Annotated in this window: 16 protein-coding genes and 1 tRNA gene; 9 read left to right on the top strand and 8 right to left on the bottom strand. The window is 52.7% G+C overall.

Features of this window, described 5'->3' with window-relative positions; translation table 11 throughout:
• The 3 genes from Q0K02_RS10315 to qrcA all read right to left on the bottom strand — a co-directional run.
• A partial coding sequence (locus Q0K02_RS10315) for a 4Fe-4S binding protein (protein ID WP_294488400.1) occupies positions 1-98 on the bottom strand: 98 nt, incomplete at its 3' end.
• 10 nt (positions 99-108) lie between these two features.
• Complete coding sequence (qrcB, locus tag Q0K02_RS10310; protein WP_294488395.1) at positions 109-2,181, bottom strand: menaquinone reductase molybdopterin-binding-like subunit QrcB; 2,073 nt, start codon at positions 2,179-2,181, stop codon at positions 109-111.
• Positions 2,182-2,199: 18 nt separating this feature from the next.
• Positions 2,200-2,835 carry a menaquinone reductase multiheme cytochrome c subunit QrcA gene (qrcA, locus tag Q0K02_RS10305; protein ID WP_294488391.1) on the bottom strand — a complete coding sequence of 212 codons (636 nt, stop codon included), beginning with the start codon at positions 2,833-2,835 and terminating at the stop codon, positions 2,200-2,202.
• A 565-nt stretch (positions 2,836-3,400) separates the two neighbouring features.
• Between qrcA and Q0K02_RS10300 the strand changes: the two genes are divergently transcribed.
• Both Q0K02_RS10300 and Q0K02_RS10295 read left to right on the top strand, forming a co-directional pair.
• Positions 3,401-4,090 (top strand): heavy metal-binding domain-containing protein, encoded by a 690-nt coding sequence (locus Q0K02_RS10300; RefSeq protein ID WP_294488388.1) that lies wholly within the window; start codon positions 3,401-3,403, stop codon positions 4,088-4,090.
• 959 nt (positions 4,091-5,049) lie between these two features.
• Positions 5,050-5,137 (top strand) — tRNA-Ser (locus Q0K02_RS10295).
• Positions 5,138-5,766: 629 nt separating this feature from the next.
• Here Q0K02_RS10295 and Q0K02_RS10290 read toward each other — a convergent pair.
• The 5 genes from Q0K02_RS10290 to Q0K02_RS10270 form a co-directional block, all read right to left on the bottom strand.
• On the bottom strand, positions 5,767-8,790 hold the full coding sequence (locus Q0K02_RS10290) for a type I restriction endonuclease subunit R (protein ID WP_294488385.1): 3,024 nt from the start codon (positions 8,788-8,790) through the stop codon (positions 5,767-5,769).
• Positions 8,787-10,037: a restriction endonuclease subunit S gene (locus Q0K02_RS10285; RefSeq protein ID WP_294488382.1), complete on the bottom strand. Its 1,251-nt coding sequence runs from the start codon at positions 10,035-10,037 to the stop codon at positions 8,787-8,789. The genes Q0K02_RS10290 and Q0K02_RS10285 overlap by 4 nt, the downstream gene beginning before the upstream one ends.
• A 3-nt stretch (positions 10,038-10,040) precedes the next feature.
• Positions 10,041-10,568, bottom strand: coding sequence for a protein adenylyltransferase Fic (gene fic / locus Q0K02_RS10280; protein WP_294488397.1), 528 nt, complete (start codon positions 10,566-10,568; stop codon positions 10,041-10,043).
• 11 nt (positions 10,569-10,579) lie between these two features.
• Positions 10,580-12,151, bottom strand: a complete 1,572-nt coding sequence (locus Q0K02_RS10275; protein WP_294488381.1) for a type I restriction-modification system subunit M — start codon at positions 12,149-12,151, stop codon at positions 10,580-10,582.
• 950 nt (positions 12,152-13,101) lie between these two features.
• Positions 13,102-13,890, bottom strand: a complete 789-nt coding sequence (locus tag Q0K02_RS10270; protein ID WP_294488379.1) for an MBL fold metallo-hydrolase — start codon at positions 13,888-13,890, stop codon at positions 13,102-13,104.
• A 1,842-nt stretch (positions 13,891-15,732) separates the two neighbouring features.
• On the opposite strand from Q0K02_RS10270, the gene rfbA reads away from it, so the two are divergent.
• From rfbA to Q0K02_RS10235, 7 genes are all read left to right on the top strand, one after another.
• A complete protein-coding gene (gene rfbA, locus Q0K02_RS10265; protein ID WP_294488376.1) occupies positions 15,733-16,620 on the top strand; it encodes a glucose-1-phosphate thymidylyltransferase RfbA in 888 nt (295 codons plus the stop codon).
• The gene (gene rfbC, locus Q0K02_RS10260) at positions 16,607-17,155 is read left to right on the top strand and encodes a dTDP-4-dehydrorhamnose 3,5-epimerase (RefSeq protein WP_294488372.1); all 549 of its coding nucleotides are present in this window, start codon (positions 16,607-16,609) and stop codon (positions 17,153-17,155) included. Before rfbA ends, rfbC begins: the two co-directional genes overlap by 14 nt.
• Complete coding sequence (gene rfbD / locus Q0K02_RS10255) at positions 17,146-17,979, top strand: dTDP-4-dehydrorhamnose reductase (protein WP_294488370.1); 834 nt, start codon at positions 17,146-17,148, stop codon at positions 17,977-17,979. The genes rfbC and rfbD overlap by 10 nt, the downstream gene beginning before the upstream one ends.
• Before the next feature lie 8 nt (positions 17,980-17,987).
• Entirely contained in the window at positions 17,988-19,934 is a 1,947-nt protein-coding gene (locus Q0K02_RS10250; RefSeq protein WP_294488367.1) for a rhamnan synthesis F family protein, read from the top strand.
• Between the two features lie 72 nt (positions 19,935-20,006).
• Positions 20,007-21,020, top strand: a complete 1,014-nt coding sequence (rfbB, locus tag Q0K02_RS10245) for a dTDP-glucose 4,6-dehydratase (protein ID WP_294488364.1) — start codon at positions 20,007-20,009, stop codon at positions 21,018-21,020.
• Between the two features lie 3 nt (positions 21,021-21,023).
• On the top strand, positions 21,024-22,931 hold the full coding sequence (locus Q0K02_RS10240) for a rhamnan synthesis F family protein (RefSeq protein WP_294488362.1): 1,908 nt from the start codon (positions 21,024-21,026) through the stop codon (positions 22,929-22,931).
• Positions 22,932-23,032: 101 nt separating this feature from the next.
• Positions 23,033-23,968, top strand: a complete 936-nt coding sequence (locus Q0K02_RS10235; RefSeq protein WP_294488359.1) for a rhamnan synthesis F family protein — start codon at positions 23,033-23,035, stop codon at positions 23,966-23,968.
• The last annotated feature ends 7 nt before the right edge of the window (positions 23,969-23,975 follow it).

The following is a 23,975-nucleotide window of genomic DNA, read 5'->3' as shown; positions in this document are numbered from 1 at the left end:
GCCTGGCAGGCCACCATGCACGCGCCGCAGCCCGTACACTTGTCGATGTCGATGACCATGCCCCATCTTATTTTGAACTGTTTGACTTCAGAAGACATCACGACCCCCCTATGCTCTTGCGGCCTTCACGCCGGCAAGGCCCCAGACCGGCAGGCCGGTGCCGGGTTCTCTGCAAACGCTGGTCAGCGCCAGGACATTCGAGCCCTTGCCCTTGCTGAACTGGTCGAAGGCGGTATGGCCAAGACCGGCAACCAGAGAAACGGTATCGGGCAGGATGCCTTCAAAAATGGCGGCAACCACGGTGATTTCCACATTGTTGCCGGCAACCAGCTTGACGAGGTCTCCGGCCTTTACCTTGAGTTTATCGGCGGTGGCGCCGTTCATCTGCGCCACGCTGTACTTGCCCTTGAGCTGATAGTCGGTGACGACCTTGGTGGCGAAGGGCGGAATGGCCGTCTGCGGCGTGCCCATGGCGAGCACGGTGACGGGCGCAACCTGCAGATCGCCTTCCGCGCCGCGGGCGGAAGCGGCGGCCTGAATGGCTTCCCAGTTGTAGAACAGCGGGGAGGCGGGCAGGGTGACGCCTGCGGTGTGCACGACGCCTTCGTTGATCATGGCGCGGAAGGGCGCGCCGAGGGCGTAGGCGTGCTTGTACAGCAGTTCGGGCATGTCCTTGACGCCGAGGTCGAGCTTGAGTTCCTGGGCGAGGGCGATGAACAGTTCACCGGCGCTGCGGGCATCGGCGAAGGGCTTGGCCACCGGACGGGCGAGCGCGTAGGTCACGCGGCCGGAACCGTAGGGGGTCTGCACGTCGTCGAAGGCTTCCATGCCGAGGGCGGCGGGAAGCACGAGATCGCACGCTTCGCAGGTTTCGCTCATGAAGCTGGCCACGGCCACGGAGAATCCGGCCTTCTTGATGGTCGCCCCGATGCCGGAATCGGCGGGCAGGGCGTAGAGCGGATTGGCGGCGTACACGAGCAGGAGCGCGGGAGCCTTGACCTTGTCTGCGGCCACGGCCTGGGTGTAGTCCACGAAGCGCTTGCGCAGGGTTTCGCGGTAGTCGGTGGCGTGGGCGGTGACGGACACGGGGAAGGGCAGATCGAGCAGACCGCCCTTTCTGTTCACGCTGCCGAGCAGCATGTTGATGGCCACGGCCGCCATGACGGGGCCTGCGCCGCCGCCGCTGCCGAGCGCGGAACCGGCGATGACGAGCGGACGTTCCGCTTCGACCACGGCCTTGGCTGCGGCTTCGAGGCGCGCGACGGGCACGCCGGTGATGCCGGACACCTTTTCAGGGGTGTAGGCCGCGGCGAAGGAGGCGAAGTTGCCGAGCCCGGCGGCGAAGCCGGTTTTGCCCGCCTTGATGACGAGGTGGGCGATGCCGAGCAGCAGGGCCATGTCGGTGCCGGGCTTCATGGGCAGCCAGAGATCGGCGCCTGCGGCGGTGTTGTTCTGCACGGCGCCGGCGTAGATGAGCTTCTGGGTGGCCTTGCCCGCCACGGGATGCGTGCGGTTGAACAGGCTGCGGTTGGCGGCCACGACGCCCCAGCTTTCGAGCACGGGAGCGCCCACGGCGAGGATGCAGTCGCTGCCTTCCATGTCGTAGCCCAGGCGGCCCTGACCGCCCATGGCTTCCCATGCGGCGGCGGCGGGAAGTTCCTCGTCGGGCATGAAGTAGAAGTCGGAAGAGCCGCGCTGATTGAGAATGGAGGAGAGCACTTCGTTGATGCTCGACGTGGGATCGCCGGACACGGCGGCCACGGAAGAGCCGGCTTCCTGCATTTTTTCTTTAAGGATGGCTTCGGCCTGTTCCCAGGTGATGGCCACATAGGCGCCGTCGGCGGAGCGGCGCAGCGGAGTTTTGAGACGCGCGGGGCTCACGCGAAGTTCGGCTTCGGCGGCGGCGAGCGCGGTCATGGCCCCGTGGGTCACGGGGTTGTTCTTGTCGCCGATGGTGCGCACGGGCACGCCGGCCACGGTGCGCACAAGGAATCCAGTGCCGGACGGGCACAGTTTGCTCACTGTGGGCAGGTATTCGCTTTCGCCCTTCTTGAGGCGCGGAATCCAGCCCCAGTTCTGGGTCCAGTACACGGCGTCGTAAAGAGTGTTCCAGATGATGGGAGACGCCACGAGGCCCACGGTCCCGCCGGCGGCAAATTTAAGAAATCCTCGTCTATCCATGATTTCCTCGCTTTTGCCTTACTTGTGGCAGGTGAAGCAGGCATTGCTGGCGTTGGTGTTGCCCATCGCCATATGTTCGGCATGGCAACGTTCGCACCCCCACATCAGCATGGTGTTTTCGGAGTATCCCGAAAGCCTGTTTTCCCGATAGACGGGCGGCACGTCCGTTTCGGCCACGTTGAGGTGGCATCTGGAGCAGAACGCGGCCGTTTCCTTGGGGCCCTTGAGTTCGGCAAGCGCGCCGAAGTGCAGAGCGTGACTGAAGAACACGTTGTCGGGCTGCTTCTGATAAATCAGCCATTCCGACTTGATCTCGCGACCCGTCTGAACGTAGTCGCGGACGAAGCGCGCTTCTTCAGGGTTGGAGCCCAGAACCGTGAAATGGCATTCCGCGCACTGAGCGGTGGTGGGCGTTCCGCTGAACGATCCGTCGGCGCGCACGAAGTGGCACTGCTCACAGGTCATGCCCTGCTTCTGTACGTGTTCGACGTGGCTGAAGGCGATGGGCTGCTTTTTGGTTTCCTTCATAAGGTTGGGCAGAACCCACCATCCCAGAATAAGGGCCACTACCAGCCCCACGACAAACGCGCCCCAGCCACAGCTGCATTTTTTTGCCGCAGTCGCCGGTGTGGTTGTGTTGTTCCTCTCCTCCATCCCGATGCCTCGTGCTGGTTGAGGTGATAAAAAAGGACAGTGCGCATCTTCCGGCCGGGCCGGAAGGGAGGCATGTCGGAACCGTTTGAAATTCCTTGCCTTTACGGCGACGGTTCCAGTGAACTTTGTTATATTAGTTTAAAAAGAGGCGGCTTGCAATGGTGAAATCGCGTTTCGTTCTGCATCATGCGCAAGGCTCTCGGGTCGGGCGCAAGGGGCATGCGCGGAATTTCTCCGCCTAACCATGGAATATCTATGAAGCTTTCCAGAAATCCCCGCGAAAAAATCATCCTTTTGACTGGATTTTTCTCCGATAAAAAAAGGTATGTTATTTTTTTCATTTACTAAAATGACCCGATTCGTCTTCCGCGCCGCGCAGGGTTCGAGTCCGATCGTCCGCTGCGGCGTCCTTTTCGGATTCCCTTTCCGACTCTTGCCATAACCGTCAACCCTTTTTATACTTTTTGTGAAGCGGTGTTCCGTCTTCCTTTTTCATCAACGTTCCGGGGAGCGTCCCTCGTCTTCGGAACAAACGTAAAAGGCGGGTACTTGCATGCAGCAGGCCTTGGATTGTCGTATTTGTGGCAGAAAATTCAGCAAGCGCGGAGGCATCCGGCATCTGTGCAAGGAAACCATCGCAGACTTCGCACGGTTCGATATCGACGCCGAGGACATGTGCATGTCCTGCGCCATGGACAAGGTAAAGGAACTTTCTCTCGTGCGCGAGGAACGGCTCGGCGATCTCAAGGCGGAACTCAAGGAATATCAGGAAAAGGTGCTTCAGGAAATCCAGGTGTTCACCACGCCGCATCCCGAAACCTGGTCCGGCGGCATCAAGGGCGTGGTGTCGGGCTACGCGGTCATCGGCGTGGGCGCCTTCACGGGCCTGGCCAACGTGCTCACCGACTTTTTCGGCGGCGAATCCGAAGACTACCTTAATAAGATACGTCAGGCCGAACGCCGCGCCATCAACGTGGCCAAAATGCAGGCCATCGAAATGGGCGCCAACGTGATTTCCGGCATCCGCCTCGAAGTGAAGAGCGGCTCCACCGGCCTGCTGCTCGTGTCCTGCGTGGGCACGGCGCTCGAACACGGCGCCGTCAACATGCCCGACTTCACCAAAATGCGCGAACTCTCCGTCGAATACCACAACCTCAAGGCCGAACGCCTGCCCATCGTGGCCGGCACGTCCGAAAGCTACTCCGAACTCGCCCCCGCCAAGGACGAAAAGTTCCATATCCCCCCCTATCTCTAGGCCGTACCCTATGATCCCCGCCCCGCTTCCCCATCCCGAAGCGGGGCTTTTTTTGTGGAAAACGCAGGAAAGGCAGGAAGAGAGGAAAGGCAGAAAAGGCAGGAAAGGCATGCGGGGGAAATAATTCCCCCCGCACCCCCCTGATTCTGCCTCGCAGCTGACGCTGCTTCGGCAGGACAGGGTGAACGGGAAGATTATGCCCGAAGCAAAGGGCGAGGGGGGGAGTGCCGCCGGAAGGCCGTTTCTCGAAGCTCTGGGGCCCCGGGCGACGTCAGGAGCCCGGCCGACGGCAGGCAAGCAGCCGGAATTCACTTCCGGCGTTAAGCGCAGCCGCCGTCGTGCAAGCGATGCAAGCCGTACAGCGTGTCTTGCGCAAACGGAGCTGCGTGTTCTTCGGGAGGGAGCAAGGTCAGAAATAATTCCCCCCGCGCCCCCCTGATTCCGCCGAAGGCTGCGCCGTTCGGCGGGTGGGAGGGCGGATGCAGGATGACTTGCCGAATCCGGGCGGGCGTTTGGAAAGGCAGGAACTGCGGATGCCGGAGTGCTTGGCAGGCGCAGTTCGGTCTGCGTACTCAGTGCAGGTGTGCGCTGCTGCGCCCACCTGCGGTGGCCGACTCCTGTCCGGCCTGCGCCGGACAGTCGTGAGTAAGGAAGGGATTTCCAGATTTTTTGGGGGAACACTGAGGGCAGTGCCCAACGGTAAACAGGAAAACACACTTTCAACGCACTGGGGCCCGCGACCTGTCTTCAGACGGTCGCGCCGACGGGCATAATCAGCCGGTATTCACTCCCGCCGTTAAACGCAATGCCCGTCGTGTATACGATGCAGGCCGTACAGCGTGCCCGGAGCTGATGGGTGATGGCGGTACCCGGGCGTTTTTGCTCCCGCGCCCAGACCGGGCTGCGCCTTGACAGCCAAAGTTGTTTGCCTGTACACTGTCACCCGATATTTTTCAGCCGGAGGGATGGCAGAGCGGCTGATTGCGGCGGTCTTGAAAACCGTTGAGGGTCACACCTCCGGGGGTTCAAATCCCTCTCCCTCCGCCAGAAGAGCAAAACATGTTCCCGCAGTTCGTGCAGACTGCGGGGATTTACGTTTTAAATCCGGGGCGTAGGAGGGGGAAAAGGGTGCCCATCGGGCAAAGGCGCACTTTTCCCGTCGTTTCTTAAGGAATGGAGAATGCCGGGGCTGGAAATGGCCTTCGCCCGGAGCCTTTTTTTTGCGTTTCTGTTTCTTCTCGTCCGTTCTCTCAACGCTCTGGGGCCCCGGGCGACATCAGGAGCCCGGCCGACGGTCATGAATAGCCGGAATTTACTTCCGGCGTTAAATGAAATGACCGTCGTGCAAGTCCCGCGTCAGTAAAGCGTATCCGGGGCAGACGTGCCTAAGGGGCAGAAGGGCATTTTTGTTGTCAGAGGGTCACACCTCCGGGGGTTCAAATCCCTCTCCCTCCGCCAGAAGAGCAAAAAGCGTCCCCGCAGTTCGTACAGACTGCGGGGATTTACGTTTTAAATCCGGGGTGAGGGTGGGGCCTTCGCCCAGAGCAGACGGGAGTCAGTGTTGCTCAGGTGCGGGAAAATGTCGCCCCGGGCGACAGCAGAAGCCGGACTCCGCGCGGAATCCGGCTCCTGCAACTTTTCCACTGTTGCTGAATAGATGCAACGAACAGAGACGGTTACACTATGCCGAGGTATTTTTCAAAGAAGGCCCGGAGCTTGTTGATGACGCGCTTTTTGACGGATTCCCGATTGTCGTCGCCGAAGCGCGACATGGGGGGAAGAATCCGGTCGATGTCGGTTCCCGTCGTTTTCAGCGTGCCGTCGCGGAAGGCGTTGTCCACGAACGTTTCGGCAGGTTCGGGCTTGAGATTTTCCTCGGCGATGATGTCGGAAAGATCGGCTTCCTTCTTTTCCCGCACATAGTTCTGCCAGTCGTCCTGCACGGAGGAGGACGCATTGATGCGCTCGATGAATTCTTCGATGAGCGTTTTCTTGCTGCGCAGCTCGATGCTCGAACCGATGGCCTTGTCGATGGTGGTGAGAATTTCCTTGTTGCGGCAGTGGGAATCTCGATACTTTTCAATGAGCATCAGAATGTAGTCGATGTTGATTTCCACCTGCCGGACGAGTTCCATTTCAAAGACGATGTCGGCGTTGATGTCTTCCTTTTCGCCGTCTTCGTGCTTCGACCATGTCTGATAGAGGTCGAGGTAGCGGCTCTGATAGTCCTGCAAATCCCGCGTGGAAATGATTTCCTGTCCCTCGAATTCGTCGAAGCTGGTGAGGATGTTTTTCAGGCGGAGCAGGGCGCCGAACAGGGAAATGAAGTCCTTTTCGTTCTGTTCGCCGACAATGGCGACGCCGAGAGGAAAGCGCGTGAGCAGCGCGTTGATGAGTTCGGTGTAGCCGGGCTTGTGTTTCCCGTCTTCATCGTAGCCCTGATAGTAGGCGTCGTAGGTTTTGAGCAGCACGATGCCGCCGGCGTCCTTGTTGCCGAACAGGGCGAGGGCCTCGTCGGTTTCCTTTTGGAGATCGCGGAAGCAGACGATGTTGCCGAAGGTCTTCACGGAATTCAGAATGCGGTTGGTGCGCGAAAATGCCTGAATGAGCCCGTGCATTTTCAGATTTTTGTCCACCCAGAGGGTGTTCAGCGTGGTGGCGTCGAAACCGGTGAGGAACATGTTCACCACGATGAGCAGATCGACCTCCCGTTTTTTCATCCTGAGCGAAAGGTCTTTGTAGAAATTGTAGAACTTGTCGGACGACGTATCGAAGTTGGTATGGAAGACGGCATTGTAGTCTTTGATGGCGTCGTCGAGAAAGTCGCGCGAGGTCTGGTCGAGGTCTTCCGTATTGAAGCTTTCGTCGCCGAGCGAGTCTTCCGGCGCGTCTTCATTGGCTCCGTAACTGAAAATGGTGGCTATGGTGAGCTGCTTCTTGCGTTCTTCGAGCTGCCGTTTGAACTCCGCATAATACTTCATGGCCATGGGAATGGAACTCACGGCAAGAATGGAGTTGAACCCGGCCACGCGCTGCCCTTTGAGGGTATAAAAGCTGCTTCGCTTGGTTTTCTGATCGAAGTGATCGAGAATGTAGCGTACTATTTCGCTGACGCGCTCGGGGGAATTGAGAACCTTTTCGGTATTGATGGCCCGAACCTGTTCATCGCGAACGTCGTCGGCCATTTTTATGGTGTTCACGTAGTCGATGCGGAAGGGCAGAACGTTGCCGTCGTTGATGGCGTCCACGATGGTGTAGGTGTGGAGCTGATCGCCGAAGGCCTGCGGCGTGGTTTTGAGTCGCAGATTGCCGCCGCTTCCGGCGTTCTGGGCAAAGATGGGCGTGCCGGTGAAGCCGAAGATGTGATATTTCCTGAAGGCATGGACTATTTTCAGATGCATGTCGCCGAACTGGGAACGGTGACACTCGTCGAAGATGATGACGACGTGTTTTTTATAGACGTCGTGTTTTGGATTGCGGCTGACGAAGGTGTCCAGCTTCTGAATCGTGGTGATGATGATGTTCGATTCGGAGTCTTCGAGCTGTTTTTGCAGTACTTTTGTGGAGGTATTGCTGTTGGCGGCTCCCTTCTGGAATTTTTCGTATTCCTGCATGGTCTGGTAGTCCAGATCCCTGCGATCGACCACAAAGAGCACCTTGTCGATGCAGGGGAGACGGCTGGCAAGCTGGGCGGTTTTGAACGAGGTGAGCGTTTTTCCGCTGCCCGTGGTGTGCCAGATGTAGCCACCGGCATCGAGGGAGCCTTCCTTGTGGTAGTTGCTGGAAATTTCTATGCGGGAAAGGATGCGTTCCGTTGCGGTGATCTGGTACGGACGCATGACGAGAAGGAGCTTTTCCGAGGTGAACACGCAAAAGCGCGTGAGAATGTTCAGCAGGGTGTGTTTTGATAAAAAGGTTTTGGTGAAGTCCACGAGGTCGGGGATGGGCTTGTTGTTGCCGTCGGCCCAGAACGAGGTGAATTCAAAGCTGTTGCTGGTCTTTTTGCTTTTTCTTCTGCCCCCGGAGCTCTGCTCCCTGATGTGGGATTCGCGCGTGGTGTTGGAATAGTATTTGGTGTGGGTTCCGTTGGAAATGACGAATATCTGCACATACTCGTAGAGTCCGCCGGACGCCCAGAAGCTGTCGCGCTGATAGCGTTTTATCTGATTGAAGGCCTCGCGTATGGCCACGCCGCGCCGCTTGAGTTCCACATGCACGAGGGGAAAGCCGTTGACCAGAATGGTGACGTCGTACCGGGTGTCGTGAGTGCCGCCGTGCTCCTCATACTGATTGATGACCTGAAGGCGGTTGTTGTGGATATTTTTCTTGTCGATGAGGGTGATGTTTTTGGTGCTGCCGTCGTCGCGGATAAGGTTCAGGATGCTGTCTTCCTGCATGCGCCTGGTTTTTTCCTCAATGCCGTCCTGCTTGTTGGCAAGCTGCTGATGAAAAAAGCGCGTCCATTCCTCATCGGAAAAACGGAAGTTGTTCAGAAGTTCGAGCTGCCTGCGCAGATTCTCGACCAGCGTTTTTTCCTCGTGCAGAGGGAGATACTCGTACCCCTGCGAGCAGAGCTGCCGGATGAATTCTTTTTCCAGCGCCGCTTCGCTCTGGTAGGCGTCGGAGCGCACGTCGGAAGGTGTGTATGCGGCCACCACGGTGCTTTCCGGGCACTGGGCCACCATGTTGAAGCCGGTCATTTTGCCTCCTTGAAGGTAAGAAGCTTGTCGCGATAGTATTCGTATTGTTTTTTTCTGGCCTCTATTTCGGCGGGCAGACCGCTGGAGAGATCGTTGCACAGAGTGTCGAAGCGGTCGAGAATGGAGACGATGCGTTTCTGTTCTTCAAGGGGAGGAACGGGAATCTTAATATTATTAAGATTTTGTTGGTTTAGTTTTGGAGGAGTACCTCTTACTACAGAGCTGATATTTACACATTGTAGTGCATAATAAAGATATCTTAGTAGTGTTCCTTTTTTTTCACTTAAAATATGTGCATGGTTATTTACCCAAATTTTACCAACTGCCCAATTTAATATTGGAGCTCCATTTTCTGTAATAACGCTTCCATCTTCTCCTACCAATAAAAATGTTCCATCAAAGATAAAATTTCCAACATAATCTTGTATACCATTTGCTCCATAATAAGGATAACATCCTGAAATTCGATCTTTCTTTGTTACTGGTTTTCTCTCATTGTCTCTGAGTATAATATGTTCTTTTAAATGTTCAAATGGAATCGGCTGTGAAAAAGTAAGCAATTTATTGATGTAATATTTATATTGACTCTTCCTTTTGTTTAGCTCTAAATTAAGTTCAGAAATGAGTTCTGAAAATATATCCAGTATCATCACAATTTCTTTCTGAACAGGAAGAGGAGGAACGGGAATTTTATATTTCTTTATATCAGAATCAGATATTGATGGATAGCTTGCTCCTTGCTGATGTTTTTCAACATAGTCCATAAAAGTGAATGAAGAAACTATATGATATAACCATCTTGCATTTATTATAGAAAGATCAGGACGAAGAACACAGAATCCTGTGCTGCAAATCTGATTGTGATAAGTCTCATCAATTTGACAATATCTTTTTAAAAGTGGTCGTGTCGTACCGAATAGAATATCTCCAGATTTAACTATCTGCTGGGCTCTGCTTGGAGCACTATCTTTATTTATTTCTGTGGTTTCAATAATTTTATGTGTCTCCCTGTCAACCGAAGACAAATCTATATATTGAAATAGAGACTCTTCATTTTTCCATTTTATATTATCAATCTTTTTGATACAGTCATCTATTGTTTTATACTCCACCCCGTTAGGGCAGAGCTCTTCTATGAGTCTTTCCAGTTTGCTCATTCGTTTTTTCATGTCGGGCAGGGGAGGAGTCTTTTTTTCAAGTGGCGGCATATCCAGAAGAGAGCCTTGTTTGCAGGAAACGTTTTTCATGATCTATCCCTTGATGTACCCTTCGTAAAAATAGGACTGCTCAATGCCTTTGAAGATGACTTCCCTGTCGTCGGTTCTGTCGGTCAGGTTCGGTTGGAGAAGGGCGCGGAGTTCCAGGTCGTTGACGGGGCTGCGTTCCATGGCCTGAAGGTAGAGCGTTTTGTCCACGTTCTGCCAGTTTACCACCTGCCGGAGATGTTTTTTCAGCATCATGTCGAGCCATATGCGCGTGGCGCGGCCGTTGCCTTCCATGAAGGGATGGGCGACGTTCATTTCCACATACTTGGCAATGATTTCCTCAAACGTGCCCTCCGGCATGTTTTCTATGGCCGCAAGCGCCGCCTTGAGGTACAGATTGTGGGCGAAACGGAAGTTTCCCTTGGCAATGTTCACTTCCCGAATCTGCCCGGCAAAGTCGTAAAGGCCGTCGAAAAGATATTCGTGTATCTGTTGCAGGCCGCGGGTCGTACCCACTTCCATGCGGTCGATGTCGCCGGATTCAAAAAGACGCCGGGCGTTTTGAAGGCTCATTTCGTCGATGTTCACCGGTTATCCCCTTCAATCTCGGCGATGATGGCGTCGATCTGCCGCCGAAGCTCCTGCTCTCTGGCCACAATCTGCGTGAGTTCCTCGTTCAGCTTGCGGATGTCGATGACTTCCCGCGTGTCTTCCTGCTCCACATAGGTGCTCACGGAAAGATTGTAGTCCTGCGCGGCTATCTCGTCATTGGGAACCAGTCTGGCCACATGCTCTGCGTCCTTGCGGGCCGTGTACGCGTCGAGAATGTTCTGAATGTTATCGTCGGTCAGCTTGTTGGCGTTCGTCACCTTCACGCACTGGGCGGAAGCGTCGATGAACAGGGTGCTGTTTTCCTTTTTGGATTTTTTCAGCACCATGATGCAGGTGGCGATGCTGGTGCCGAAAAAGAGATTGGCGGGGAGCTGAATGACGCAGTCCACGAAGTTGTTGTCGATGAGGTACTGGCGAATCTTCTTTTCCTTGCCGCCGCGGTACATGACGCCGGGAAAGCAGACGATGGCCGCCGTGCCGTTTGTGGCCAGCCAGGAAAGCGAGTGCATGATGAAGGCGAGATCGGCCTTGGACTTGGGAGCCAGAACCCCGGCGGGCGCAAAGCGCGGATCGTTGATGAGCAGCGGATTGTCTTCCCCTTCCCACTTGATGGAGTAGGGCGGATTGGAAACAATGGCCTCAAAGGGTTCGTCGTCCCAGTGCTGCGGCTCCGTGAGCGTGTCCCCGAGGGCGATGTCGAACTTGTCGTATTCGATGTCGTGCAGGAACATGTTGATGCGGCACAGGTTGTAGGTGGTGATGTTGATTTCCTGCCCGAAAAAGCCCTGCCTTACCTTGTCCCTGCCGAGAATCTTGGCGAACTTGAGCAGCAGGGAGCCCGAACCGCAGGCCGGATCATATACCTTGTTGACCTCGGTTCTGCCCACCAGCGTGATGCGGGTGAGCAGTTCCGACACTTCCTGCGGCGTGTAGTATTCGCCGCCGGACTTGCCTGCGTTGGAGGCGTACATGCCCATGAGGTATTCGTAGGCGTCGCCGAAGGCGTCTATGGTGTTGTTCTGATAGTTGCCGAGCTTCAGATCGCCTATGCTGTGCAGCAGTTTCACGAGTTTTTCGTTGCGCTTCGGCACCGTGTCGCCGAGCTTCTTGCTGTTCACGTCGATGTCGTCGAACAGTCCCTTGAAGTCGTCTTCGCTGTCGTGGCCTGAGGCGGAACCTTCAATATGCCGGAAGGCTTTTTCCAGCGTTTCGTTCAGGTTGTCGTCCATGGCCGCGTAACGGCTCACGTTCTGGAAAAGTTCGCTGGGCAGAATGAAGAAACCCTTGGTGTTCACCATTTCTTCCCGTATGCTTTCCGCTTTGGCATCGGAGAGCATCACGTAGTCGAAATTCTTGTTTCCGGCTTCCCACTCTCCCCGATTGATGTAGTCGGCAAGATTTTCCGAAATGTAGCGATAGAAGAGCATGCCGAGGACGTACTGCTTGAAGTCCCATCCGTCCACGCTTCCGCGCAGCTCGTTGGCAATGTTCCAGATGACGCGGTGCAGTTCCGCCCGTTCCTGTTCCTTTTTGTTGTCGGCCATACGCTCTCCCGTCCATGTCCCCGCAGAGTTTGCGGAAACGTTGTTCAACTGAATGGGCAAGAATAGCAGCGGGCCGGGATTTTTTCAAATACGTTCCGGGGGAGGAAAGCGGAATTTCCGTTGAGGTACGGCGTGCGGATTTTGGTAAAAAATCATTTTTATGTTATGATGTTATACGAAAATAACATCAGACGGAAGCGTTCGTGTGACTGCTGACCGTCGGAAAGTCGGTTTTTCTGCCGTCCTGTTGCAGACGCAGGAACCGCATGAAGCGGAGGAACGCACGAGAGAGATGCCCGAGAGGTCGCAGATCGCCGGGATGGGGCTTAGGTGTTCACGGCCCCTTCGTTCTTTACGCGTAACGGGCAGAGATGCGCGGGCGTGCCGTCCGCCGGACATGAAACATCCCCGGAGCGCGTCACCCCGGGGATGTGTGTTGTATTCCGTTCGTGAGTTCCGGCCTGTTCGTCCGTCCTTTTGGGAGCCCGTCTTCTTCCTCGGGGCCCGTGGTTCCCCTCACTCGGAGCGCACGGGCCCTTGCCGTCTCGTCGTCCCTGCGGCGCTGGTTGCCGGTCGGGCGTCAGTCGGGCTTCGGGCAGGCGTCATGAGACGGCCGGACGCTTCCTGCCGGGCGGGCCGTTGCCGGTCATCGGAGAGGCAGCCTTTTGCCGACTGGCGGTCGCGCGAGGGTCATGAGAAATTCCGCGTCTGCGCAGGGCCGCTGAATCCGGAACGGCCGGGCCGCTGCCTTTGCTCCTCGGTCGCTGGCCGCCGCTCGTCCGTCATGGGAGAGGCGGGCTCTGTTTCGGCTCCTGGGAGTCTGCGCCGCGCCTTTGGCATGGAAAGGCCGGGGAACTGACGTCCGCCACGCGGTCGTCGGGCCGCCGGGCGACTGCCATCCCGCGCATGGCGGCTGCCCGAACCGTGTCCGGTCCGGGCGTCGTCAGTCATCAGAACGTCAGCGTTTCGCCGTCGTCCGGCATGATCACCTTGTCCCACACGCCGCGTTCCGTGAGGCGCTTTTTCATTTCCGGCCGCGAGATGGTCGCGTGCGCCACGGCGTCCATGTGGCTCACCACCACGGGAGCGCCGTCGGCGGCAAGCACCGTCTTTTCCACGTCGGCGTCGTCCATGATGAGGCGTCCTTCGTCGAGCAGCACGGCCGCGCAGGCGTTCACCACGATGACTCCCGGATTCCACGTGCGGATGTTCTTTTCCACGGCGTCGTACCAGATGGTGTCGCCCGCCAGATACAGCGTCTTTTCGGCGGGATGATGAAGCATCACGCCGCAGGACGGGCCGCACGGAATCTTGGTGCCGTGTCTGGCCGGAACCTTCACCAGATGCACGCCCTCAAATTCGCTGTTTTCATACATGACCGTCACTTCCGTGAAGCCGGAACGCACGAAGGCATGCGCGTCTTCCATGCTCTGCACGAACACGGGAATGTTCTTGTCGAGGCTGCCGCCGATGGCGCCGTCCGGCGACATGTCGATGTGATCGGGATGCACGTGGGTGCAGATGTAGGCGTCCACGCCCCTGAGCACGTCTTCCGGGGGCATGGGCAGCTCGGTCATGGGCATGGGAATGTCCAGCTTTTCCGGCTCGCAGCGGAACTTGTTGCCGAGCGAGCGGAACGTGCCCATCGTGCCCTTGCCCATGAGCCAGGGATCCGTGAGAAAGGTCTTGCCTGCGTATTCGATGCGCAGCGTGGCGTTTCGTATCTGCTGAATCTTCATGATGTTCTCCTTGTGCTGTCGAAATGGTGCCGTCAAAAGGAAAAGGCGGCGCGTCGTCGGGCCTTGCTGATCGGCGTATTCTGCGGAACTCCGCAGGTAGATCCGTTCGGCGTGCCCCCGACAGAGCGCTCCCGCAGAGCGGCCCAGCTTACCGTCGATGTGTCCGCGTAATGCCGATGAATCTCGGCCGCGGCGACTCGGCGAGAGCGAGAGGCTGTTTTCAGACATAGACCCTCTACTGACTATAGGGTCAAGAGGGAAACGCGGATGTTGCGGAAAAAATCAGAGGGAGTCGCGGGGCGCAGAAGATGGGCGCGTGACGGGAGCGCGTGGGACGGCGGGCCGGGGAAAGTGTTCAGGAATATCGTGCTCTTGGGGGAGGGAGGAGCGAGGGACGCTGTGTCTTTTGGGGGTGTTCGCCGACGGAGGAGAATCGGGCAGGCATCTGGGATGCTGATGTGGAGCGGGAGGCGGGGAGAGCAGACGCGCAGCGCGCCGGATTCCACAAAAGAGGCGCGGGGTGCTCGGCATGGAGAAGCGGAACCTGGATGTCAGTGCGGGACGCGGCCGGGGAAATTCCGGCAACGGCGCGAAAGCTGGGGATTTTCTGAAGTCGAGGGAACGGCGGGAAGACGCGGAGTGAGGGATGGGGCGCATGCGACCGGGGAAGCTTCGCGGGGACGTGTTCGGCATCCCTCACGAGGGTGAGCAAGCATGTTTTCGTACACTCCGAACCGACGTGCGTTCCGGCCTCTTTCTGTGCTTTTTTTGGGGGGGCTTTGCCGGTTGTGAAGCTCGCACTTTCACGACCTTTCCCTCTGCGGCCGGGGGAGCGTCGTCCTGCGTTCAGCGGAGCTCGACGTCGTGAAGTTTCCATCCCTGTGGTTGGGAGAGCAATAACCGGAGCTGTGTTCGTCCCTCACGGCATCTTCCTGCGTGCGGAGGGAAGGGCAGGGCGACCGCAATTCTCCCGGACGGGCCGGGCTCGGCAACGCGGCAGGAGGAATCGGCGTCACGAACCCGACCCGGCAGGGGTTTTTCCAAGGTTATGCGTTTAATGATACGCCGGGAAGCGTTCGGATGCAATCGTTCCGGGGCAGGAATTTTCCGAAAAGGCTGCCGAACGATCGGACGCTGGGCGCGGCTTCGGGGCATGGTGGAGGGAAAAACGTCGGAACCGGGAACAGCGAGGGCGAAGCTGCCGTGTCTCCCCACCGAGCGGCATGCTGCGTCTATGGGGAAAAGGTGGGCATGCAAACAGGGCGCGTGGCAGGCAGGACGGAGAGCCGATTTCGGGCTCTGGCGCGACCTCGGCGCAGACGTCTCGGCCTCGACGAAGGGAAGACTTCTCGATATATCATGCTGTCAGTCGTACTGACAAAAAATTTTTTAATGACCGAAGATGTAATATGTCGGCCCAGGCCTCCAGAACATGAGGGGGATGGATTCGGCCTTTTGGGAAGTGAAGATTCTCCCCGGAATTATTATTTTTATATTGTTAATTCAAATAATTGACGCTGTCGAACAGACCAGGAAACAACGAGCGGAAACGCGGTGGATTTTGCCCCCCGAAGAGCGCCCTGCCGGGAGAGAGTGTGCCAAGAAACGACTTGTCTTTCCGTATGAATTAAGCGATTAAGACAACTGACAGTTAAAACTAAGAGTAAAAACAAACATATTATAAAATATCTTATTGAAATTATTAATTAAAATAAATTTTTCATAAAATAAAAAATGATTAAAATCATACTGTCAGTTATGCAGAGTGGCAGAGGCAGTTTTGTGAATGGGGCACAACGCTTCGTTCCGTAAGTATAATACGATGATGAACCAGGAAAAGACATGAAAGGCATACTTCTCGCCGGAGGCAGCGGCACGAGGCTCTACCCGCTTACACGCATCACGTCAAAGCAGCTTCTGCCCGTGTACGACAAGCCGATGATCTATTATCCGCTCTCCACGCTGATGCTGTTTGACATTCGGGAAATCCTCATCATCTCCACGCCGCAGGACACCCCGAACATCGAGCGCCTGCTCGGCGATGGTTCGCAGCTCGGCCTGAAGCTTTCCTACAAGGTGCAGCCCGAGCCCAGGGGCATAGCCGAGGCCTTCACCCTCGGCGCCGACTTCGCTGCCGGCGACGACGTGTGCCTCATTCTCGGCGACAACATCTTTTACATGGGCCATCAGATGAAGATCTATCGCCGCACCGTGAAGCAGAATATGGGCACGCGGGCCACGATCTTCGCCTATCATGTTTCCGATCCCGAACGCTTCGGCGTGGTGGAGTTCGACGAGAACCGCAGGGCCCTCAGCATCGAGGAAAAGCCCGAGCATCCCAAATCGAACTATGCCTCCGTGGGGCTGTATTTCTATCCGCCGGACGTGTGTGAAAAGGCCGCCAACCTGACGCCGTCCCCGCGCGGGGAGCTCGAAATTACGGATCTTAACAACATGTATCTCAAGGAAGGCCGCATGAGCGTGGTGCCCATGGGCCGCGGCATCGTGTGGCTTGATGCGGGCACGCCGGATTCCCTGGCCGACGCCACCCACTTCATGCAGGTCATCGAAAAGCGGCAGGGACTCAAAATCGCCTGCGTGGAGGAAATCGCCTTTGCCAAGGGCTTCATCGATGAGTCACAGATGGAAGCGCTCATCAACGACATGAAGAAGGGAGCCTACCGCGAATATCTCATGAAGGTTCTGGAGGAGCGACATGAACTTTATTAAAACCGCCATCGAGGGCGTGTACATCATCGAACCCCGCATTTTCACGGACGCGCGCGGCTACTTTTTTGAAAGCTACAGCAGGGCGGCGTTCGAGGCGGCGGGACTTCACTATGATTTCGTGCAGGACAATCAGTCGAAATCCTGCTATGGCACGGTGCGCGGACTGCATTTTCAGAAGGGCGAACACGCGCAGGCCAAGCTCGTGCGCGTGCTTAAGGGCACGGTGCTCGACGTGGCCGTGGACATCCGCCGCGCTTCTCCCACCTACGGGCAGCATGTGGCCGTGGAGCTCTCCGCGGAAAACAACCGTCAGCTCATGATTCCCCGCGGCTTTGCCCACGGCTTTTCCGTGCTCAGCGAAACCGCGGTGTTCGCCTACAAGTGCGACAACCTGTACTGCAAGGAATCCGAGGGCGGCATTCGCTTCGACGACCCCACGCTTGCCATCGACTGGCGCATCGACATGTCCCGCGCCCTCACGTCGGACAAGGACAAGCTGCATCCGTACTTCGCGGAGTTTGAAACATGTTTCTAGTCACGGGAGCCAATGGTCAGCTCGGTCAGGAACTGCGTCTTCTTCTCGGCGACCGGGCCGAATACGCTGGCCGCGCCGAGCTCGACATTACCGATGAAGCCGCGGTTTCGGCATTCTTTGCGGCGCGGAAATTTGATGCAGTCATCAATTGTGCGGCCTATACCGCCGTGGACAAAGCCGAAGACGACGCCGAGGCCGCCGACCGTGCGAACCGCGTGGGTCCTGAGCTTCTGGCTCGCTACGGGCGTAACATCATTCAGATTTCCACGGACTACGTGTTCGACGGCACGGCACATCTCCCCTATCGGGAGAGTGATGCGCCGAATCCGGTTTCCGTATACGGACGCACCAAACTGGCAGGAGAAGAGGCCGCGCTTCGTGAAGCAGACACGGCAATCGTCATCCGCACCTCGTGGGTGTATTCGAGCTTCGGCAACAACTTTGTGAAGACCATGCGCCGCCTGGGCGCTCAGCGCGAGAGCCTCGGCGTGGTGTTCGATCAGGTGGGAACGCCCACCTATGCCGCCGATCTCGCCGCCTCCATTGTTGCCGTGCTGCCGCAGATCAGGCCCGGCATGAAGGAAATCTATCATTACAGCAATGAAGGCGTGGCCAGCTGGTACGACTTTGCCTGCGCCATTATGGAAGAGTCGGGCCTTTCCTGCGCCGTGCGCCCCATCGAAAGCGCCGAATATCCGACCCGCGCAGCCCGCCCGGCCTACAGCGTACTTAACAAGGCAAAAATTAAAAAGGACTTTGGACTGTCCATTCCGCACTGGCGGTCGAGTCTGAAGATGTGTCTGGAAAAGTATTTGTCACTCTGAGAGAATATATGAAAAATTTGCTGTATAAATATTATCTGTCTTTCCTGCACAAGAATTTTTTTGCAGAAGGTTATCTTTTTCTTTATCCTGATGTTGCAGAATCCGGTATGGATCCTTGGGAACATTATATCAGATATGGAAAGAAAGAAGGCAGGACAAACGGTTTTCCTTGTAGTTTTCAGTTTTCTGCTGAAGAATATCTTGAATTGAATCAAGATGTTGCAGAATCAGGTATTAATCCTTGGAAACATTATGTTCTTTATGGACATAAGGAAGGAAGAAAAATTCATGATAAAAATAATATAAGTAACAAAAAAATAAAACATAATATTATAAATAAAATAAAACTTTTCATAATAAAATTCAGTTTTGATGAAGATTTTTATCTTAGCGTACATTCAGATGTTAGAAATAAAAAAATAAATGCATGGAAACATTTCTATAGATATGGATTTTATGAAGGAAGAATTTATAGTAGTAAAAAATATGAATTTCATAAATATGGATTTGTGTATAATATTATGAGATGTGTATCAAGAATTATATGTTATAATAATATAAAAAAATACAAAAATTGTAAGATATTAGTCCATATACATTTATACTATATGAATGCTTGGAAAGAAATTGAAGAATATGTAAAAAATATAGACCCATATAATTGTGATATCATTGTAACATATACGGATATTATGAAAAATGAAGATGTTATAAATAAAATAAAAAGAAATAACAGAATTACTGTAATTGAATACCCTAATAAGGGATTTGATATTGGTCCTTTTCTTGATTTAATAAATAATGTTGATGAAAAAAAATATGATATTATATATCATTTACATTCAAAAAGTATATCATACACTAATAGATATGGATATAATAAAATGTTTATTGGAAAGGAGTGGTTCCTGCAGCTCTATAAAGGTATCCTTGGATTATTTAATGTCCATAAAGTTATTGATATATTGAATGGTAATAACAAAATAGGAATTATATGTGCAAATAACCTGATATTTCGTGATAATGCGGGAAGAATTGATCTCATAAAAAGATTTTGTCATTATTATAATATTCATTGTGATGATGATTACACATTTGTTGGTGGGTCATGCTTTGCTATGAGAGCAAGTTTAATTACAAAAATTAAAGAATTAAATATTGATATTAATAAATTTGACTATAGTAGAAGAGGGATATTCACTCTAGCTCATGCTCTTGAACGTATAATTCCTATTATCATTAAAAATAGTGGATATTCTATATATGGAACTTATGTTTTTCATACAAAACATATGAAATTAATAAAAAAATATATACAAAATGAACAATTACATTCAGAATATCCTATTCAAATATTATCATCTCATGGTTTTTATGATATACAGGTAAAAAAAGTCGACACACCTTCTGGTTTGAGATGCCGATTTTTTACAGGAAGCGTGAATGGTAAAAAATGTTTTATTAAATGGGGTGGGGATAGCTCTGTTTGTCTGAATGAATATAATATGCTTCTAAAGTGTAGTCAAAAATCACCTTTCTTTCTACAACCTGTATCTTATCATGTTTCATCGTCATATTGCTTTATAGCAACAGAATTGCTCAGTGGTATTAATTTAGAGCAACAGTTTGAAATAGGTATTAATAAAGAACAGGCTGATTTTATATGCAAAAATATTTATAAAATGGTAGTGTTTCTACAGGAAGAGCAATTAATACATAGGGATATTAGGCCATCAAATATATTTATATGTGACGATGGTCGTATTATTCTTTTGGATACTCAGTTTATGACCAAAATAGTAAATAATAAAATAATAGAAATTCCCTATATTTTAAAAAATAGACATGTATTTTATGTTCTTGGTGATAAATATAGAAAAGGAAAATATGAGTGGGATGATATGTATTCTTATGAACTTATAAAGAAAGAAATATATAATAATGTGTATAGATAATATACGATAAAATGAATGTTAATTTTTTTTGATAAAAGTGTATCTATCCAATAAGAATAAGCAGGAGAGATCATGTATTCTATTCTCGTTACCGGCGGCGCCGGGTTCATCGGCTCCAACTTCGTGCCGTATTTTTGTGCGAAATACCCGGAGTATCGTGTCGTCAATCTCGACAAGCTCACTTACGCGGGCAATCTCGACAACCTGAAGAAATGCGAGGGAATGCCCAATTACGTCTTCGTTCAAGGCGACATCTGTGACGAAACACTCGTGGAGCGGCTGTTCACGGAATACGACATCCGGGGCGTGATTCATTTTGCGGCAGAGAGCCACGTGGACAATTCTATCAAGGGGCCCCGCGCCTTCATGGAAACCAACTACATGGGCACGTTTACGCTCATTGAGACGGCGCGCCGTCACTGGATGGACGCCCCCGGCAAGGTGAAGCCCGGCTATGAGAGCGCACGCTTCCATCACATTTCCACCGACGAAGTGTACGGCACGCTCGGGGCCACGGGGTATTTTGCCGAAACGACGGCTTATGCGCCCAACAGCCCGTATTCCGCGAGCAAGGCGGGCTCAGACTTCATCGTGCGGGCCTACCATCACACCTACGGCATGAACGTGACTACGTCCAACTGCTCGAACAACTACGGCCCGAAGCAGCATCACGAAAAGTTCATTCCGGTCATCATCTCGAAGTGCCTCGCGGAAGAGCCTATTCCGGTGTACGGCAACGGTTCCAACATCCGCGATTGGCTCTACGTGCTCGACCATTGCAAGGCCATCGACCTCATTTTTCACAAGGGACGGAGCGGCGAGACGTACAACGTCGGCGGACACAATGAGCGGAACAATCTTCAGATTCTGCACAAGGTGTGCGCCGTGCTGGATGAAAAGAGACCGCGCAAAAACGGGGCGAAGTACGAGGAGCTCATGACGTTTGTCTCCGATCGTCCCGGACACGACCAGCGTTACGCCATCGACCCGACTAAGATTATGACGGAACTCGGCTGGAAGCCGGATGAAAATTTCGACTCCGGTATCGTGAAGACAGTGGACTGGTATCTGGAACAGCTGGGATAGTTCATGAAACGTCTTGCTCTCTATGTGTTCTGGGAAAAAGACGGTATAGTCCGTGACTATGTGACCTATTACCTGAATGCGCTGAAGGAAGTCGCGCAGAATATTACCGTCATTGTCAACGGGAAGCTGTCAGCTGAAGGAAGAAAAAAACTTGAAGCCGCTGATGTGGATATCTTCGTCAGAAAAAATGAAGGACTGGACTTTGCGGCGTGGAAGGCAGCGCTTGATGATATTGGATGGGATAAGCTCGCACTATATGATGAACTTATCCTCTGTAATTGTTCCTGCTATGGGCCGGTATATCCTTTTTCCGAATCCTTTCAGATCATGGAGTCGCGAGAATGTGATTTCTGGGGTATGACCCGGCACCCGAAAATAGATCGACTTCTCATTTCTGATGACCCGGAAAGCAGGCTTGAAGAGCATATTCAGTCTTTTTTTATAGTCTTTCGTAAGAAGATATTCAGAAGTACCCATTTTCGCCGGTGGTGGGAAGATCTTGTTCCTGCAAATAGCTATTTTGAAGAAGTTGGACATCATGAAGTAAAGTTTACTGAATACCTAGAGTCCGCAGGCTATACGTCGTCATGCCTTGTGGATATGAAAAAATATTTTGATCTTGCACCTAATGACAATGCTACGATACTTTATGCGGACAAAATGCTTGTGGAAGATCGGATGCCTCTGATCAAGCGAAAGCTTTTTGTGCGTGGCTCGCGATGGTGGATACGTAGATGTATGGGACATGTGGCGGGAGACGTTTTTCGTCTATTGAAAGAGCGCACCAGTTATCCCGAGGCCTTTATCTGGGAGGATCTGCTTGCCACACAGAAATTTTCTGATGTGAAGGACGCACTGCATCTCAATTATATTCTGCCTTCGAATCTTTCGGAGAAGACGGTAGAAAAAACAGATACGGCGCTTCTCTGCTTTGCCTACTATCCTGAACTGTGCGTCTCCATGTGTCGCTACATCGCCTCTATGCCTGAAGATGCACACATCTGTATCATTTCTTCTCGTGAAGATACACTAGACACCTACCGGGCGGAAATGGCGAAGCTTCCCTTCCGCAGTGTGGAATATCGGCTTAAGCCCAACCGGGGAAGGGACGTGTCGGCCTACCTTGTTACCGGTCGGGATATTCTGCAGAACCATGAACTTATTTGCTGTGTTCACGACAAGAAGTCGAAGCAGCTTTCTAGGCGGATAATGGGGGAGGACTTCGGCTATCACTGCATGGAATGCTGCCTGCACAGCAAAGATTATGTGCGTAATATCATAGCAATTTTTCATAAGGAACCGTTCTGTGGTCTGCTTGTTCCGCCCACGGTGTATTATGGGGATTTTTGTACGCTGGGGGCTGAGTCTTTCCGTAACAAAAAGTCAATGGCGGAGGCCTATGAGATGCTTTCTCTTTCCTGCCCCATAGATGATAATCCTGTGGCTCCCTTCGGAGCGTACTTCTGGTGCCGAGGTACGGCTCTTGCAGCCATGTTCCGCCATGACTGGAAGTATGAGGATTTCCCTGACGAGCCGCTTCCCTTGGATTCCACCATTTCCCACGGTATAGAAAGAATATACCCGCTTGCAGTTCAGGACGAAGGCTACTATACGGTATGGTGTTCTCCAGATGTTCATGCGTCTTTATATATGAATAATATTACATATATGATACGTGAATATAATAAAAGACTTTACAAGATTTATGAATTTAATAACTGGTCTGGAATGATTGAAGCACTCGACAGAGATATTAAAAATAAGTTTTTATATGTTGAAAATATGAAATTTAATAAGATTAAATATTTTAAATATAAAGTTCTTTCAAAAATAACATTTGGTTTTATACGTAATTACTATAAGAAGAAATATAATCTTTTCAAGAAATTAAAAAAGTTACAGGAAAATTGACCTGTGCGAGGTACTTATGAAACTGGAGGGAAAGTCGTAGGAAGAATCCCTTCCAGCGGTATGAAGGTGGGGAATCGATATAAGACACGGCTGAGGCTCGTATGAACCGCCTCGCGCTTTATGTATTTTGGGAACAACATGGGAATGTGCATGACCATGTCGTGTACTATCTCAGGGGACTTTTCGAGGTCGCGCAGGATGTGGCGGTGATCGTTAACGGCGCGTTGTCCGAAGAAGGACGGAAGTGTCTAAAAGGTATCGGCGTGGACTTCTTTGTTCGGGAAAATCGCGGCATCGATTTCGCGGCATGGAAGGCCGGGCTTGCCTATGTGGGCTGGGACAAGGTGCGACAGTACGATGAACTGGTCCTCTGTAACTGTTCTTGTTACGGTCCGGCATATCCCTTCTCAGAAGTTTTTGACCGGATGGAAGACAGAGATTGTGACTTCTGGGGGATCAACCGTCAGCCGGATTTGCCGAACAAGCTGATCGGGCCGGACGGAAATCGCTTTCCGATGACGGAACATATTCAATCCTATTTCTATGTGTTTCGGAAACGGATCCTTCAGTCGGAAGCGTTTCGCTTGTGGTGGGATAATCTTGTTGAAGCCAGGAGCTATTGGGAGGAAATAAGGGAACACGAGCTGAAATTCTCTGGCTATTTGGAGCAGGCAGGTTTTGTCGGGGATACGCTCATGGACTTTCAGAAATATCGTGCTCTGGCACCATCCGGCGATGCATGGTCGGCCTGTGCCGATGTACAGCTTGCGGAAGACAGAAATCCGTTGGTGAAACGCAAAGCAGTTTTTTCAAGTACCGACGTGGCAATACGCGTTTTGGAACATCTTCACTACCACACGGATTACCCTGTCGAAATCATCTTGAAGGATAAGCCGAATCGGAAATATATTTCACTGCTGAACATTATTAAATATCACGTTATGAAGTATCTTTGTTCGGAAAGAAAAAGATGCCTCTACGAAGTCAAGGAAAAGAAATCTCTTTTCTGGTATTATCTGTACCTTCAATTAAAGTGAGTTGTGC

This window comes from uncultured Mailhella sp. (assembly GCF_944324995.1).
Classification (GTDB): domain Bacteria; phylum Desulfobacterota; class Desulfovibrionia; order Desulfovibrionales; family Desulfovibrionaceae; genus Mailhella.
Note: the sequence above shows the minus strand (reverse complement) of the source record. Positions and strands in the feature narration are given on the sequence as shown.

Coding starts and splice junctions, on each gene's coding strand:
- qrcB (WP_294488395.1), bottom strand. CDS start 2,181: ATGGATAGACGAGGATTTCTTAAATTTGCCGCCGGCGGGACCGTGGGC.
- qrcA (WP_294488391.1), bottom strand. CDS start 2,835: ATGGAGGAGAGGAACAACACAACCACACCGGCGACTGCGGCAAAAAAA.
- Q0K02_RS10290 (WP_294488385.1), bottom strand. CDS start 8,790: ATGACCGGCTTCAACATGGTGGCCCAGTGCCCGGAAAGCACCGTGGTG.
- Q0K02_RS10285 (WP_294488382.1), bottom strand. CDS start 10,037: ATGAAAAACGTTTCCTGCAAACAAGGCTCTCTTCTGGATATGCCGCCA.
- fic (WP_294488397.1), bottom strand. CDS start 10,568: ATGAGCCTTCAAAACGCCCGGCGTCTTTTTGAATCCGGCGACATCGAC.
- Q0K02_RS10275 (WP_294488381.1), bottom strand. CDS start 12,151: ATGGCCGACAACAAAAAGGAACAGGAACGGGCGGAACTGCACCGCGTC.
- Q0K02_RS10270 (WP_294488379.1), bottom strand. CDS start 13,890: ATGAAGATTCAGCAGATACGAAACGCCACGCTGCGCATCGAATACGCA.
- rfbA (WP_294488376.1), top strand. CDS start 15,733: ATGAAAGGCATACTTCTCGCCGGAGGCAGCGGCACGAGGCTCTACCCG.
- rfbC (WP_294488372.1), top strand. CDS start 16,607: ATGAACTTTATTAAAACCGCCATCGAGGGCGTGTACATCATCGAACCC.
- rfbD (WP_294488370.1), top strand. CDS start 17,146: ATGTTTCTAGTCACGGGAGCCAATGGTCAGCTCGGTCAGGAACTGCGT.
- Q0K02_RS10250 (WP_294488367.1), top strand. CDS start 17,988: ATGAAAAATTTGCTGTATAAATATTATCTGTCTTTCCTGCACAAGAAT.
- rfbB (WP_294488364.1), top strand. CDS start 20,007: ATGTATTCTATTCTCGTTACCGGCGGCGCCGGGTTCATCGGCTCCAAC.
- Q0K02_RS10240 (WP_294488362.1), top strand. CDS start 21,024: ATGAAACGTCTTGCTCTCTATGTGTTCTGGGAAAAAGACGGTATAGTC.
- Q0K02_RS10235 (WP_294488359.1), top strand. CDS start 23,033: ATGAACCGCCTCGCGCTTTATGTATTTTGGGAACAACATGGGAATGTG.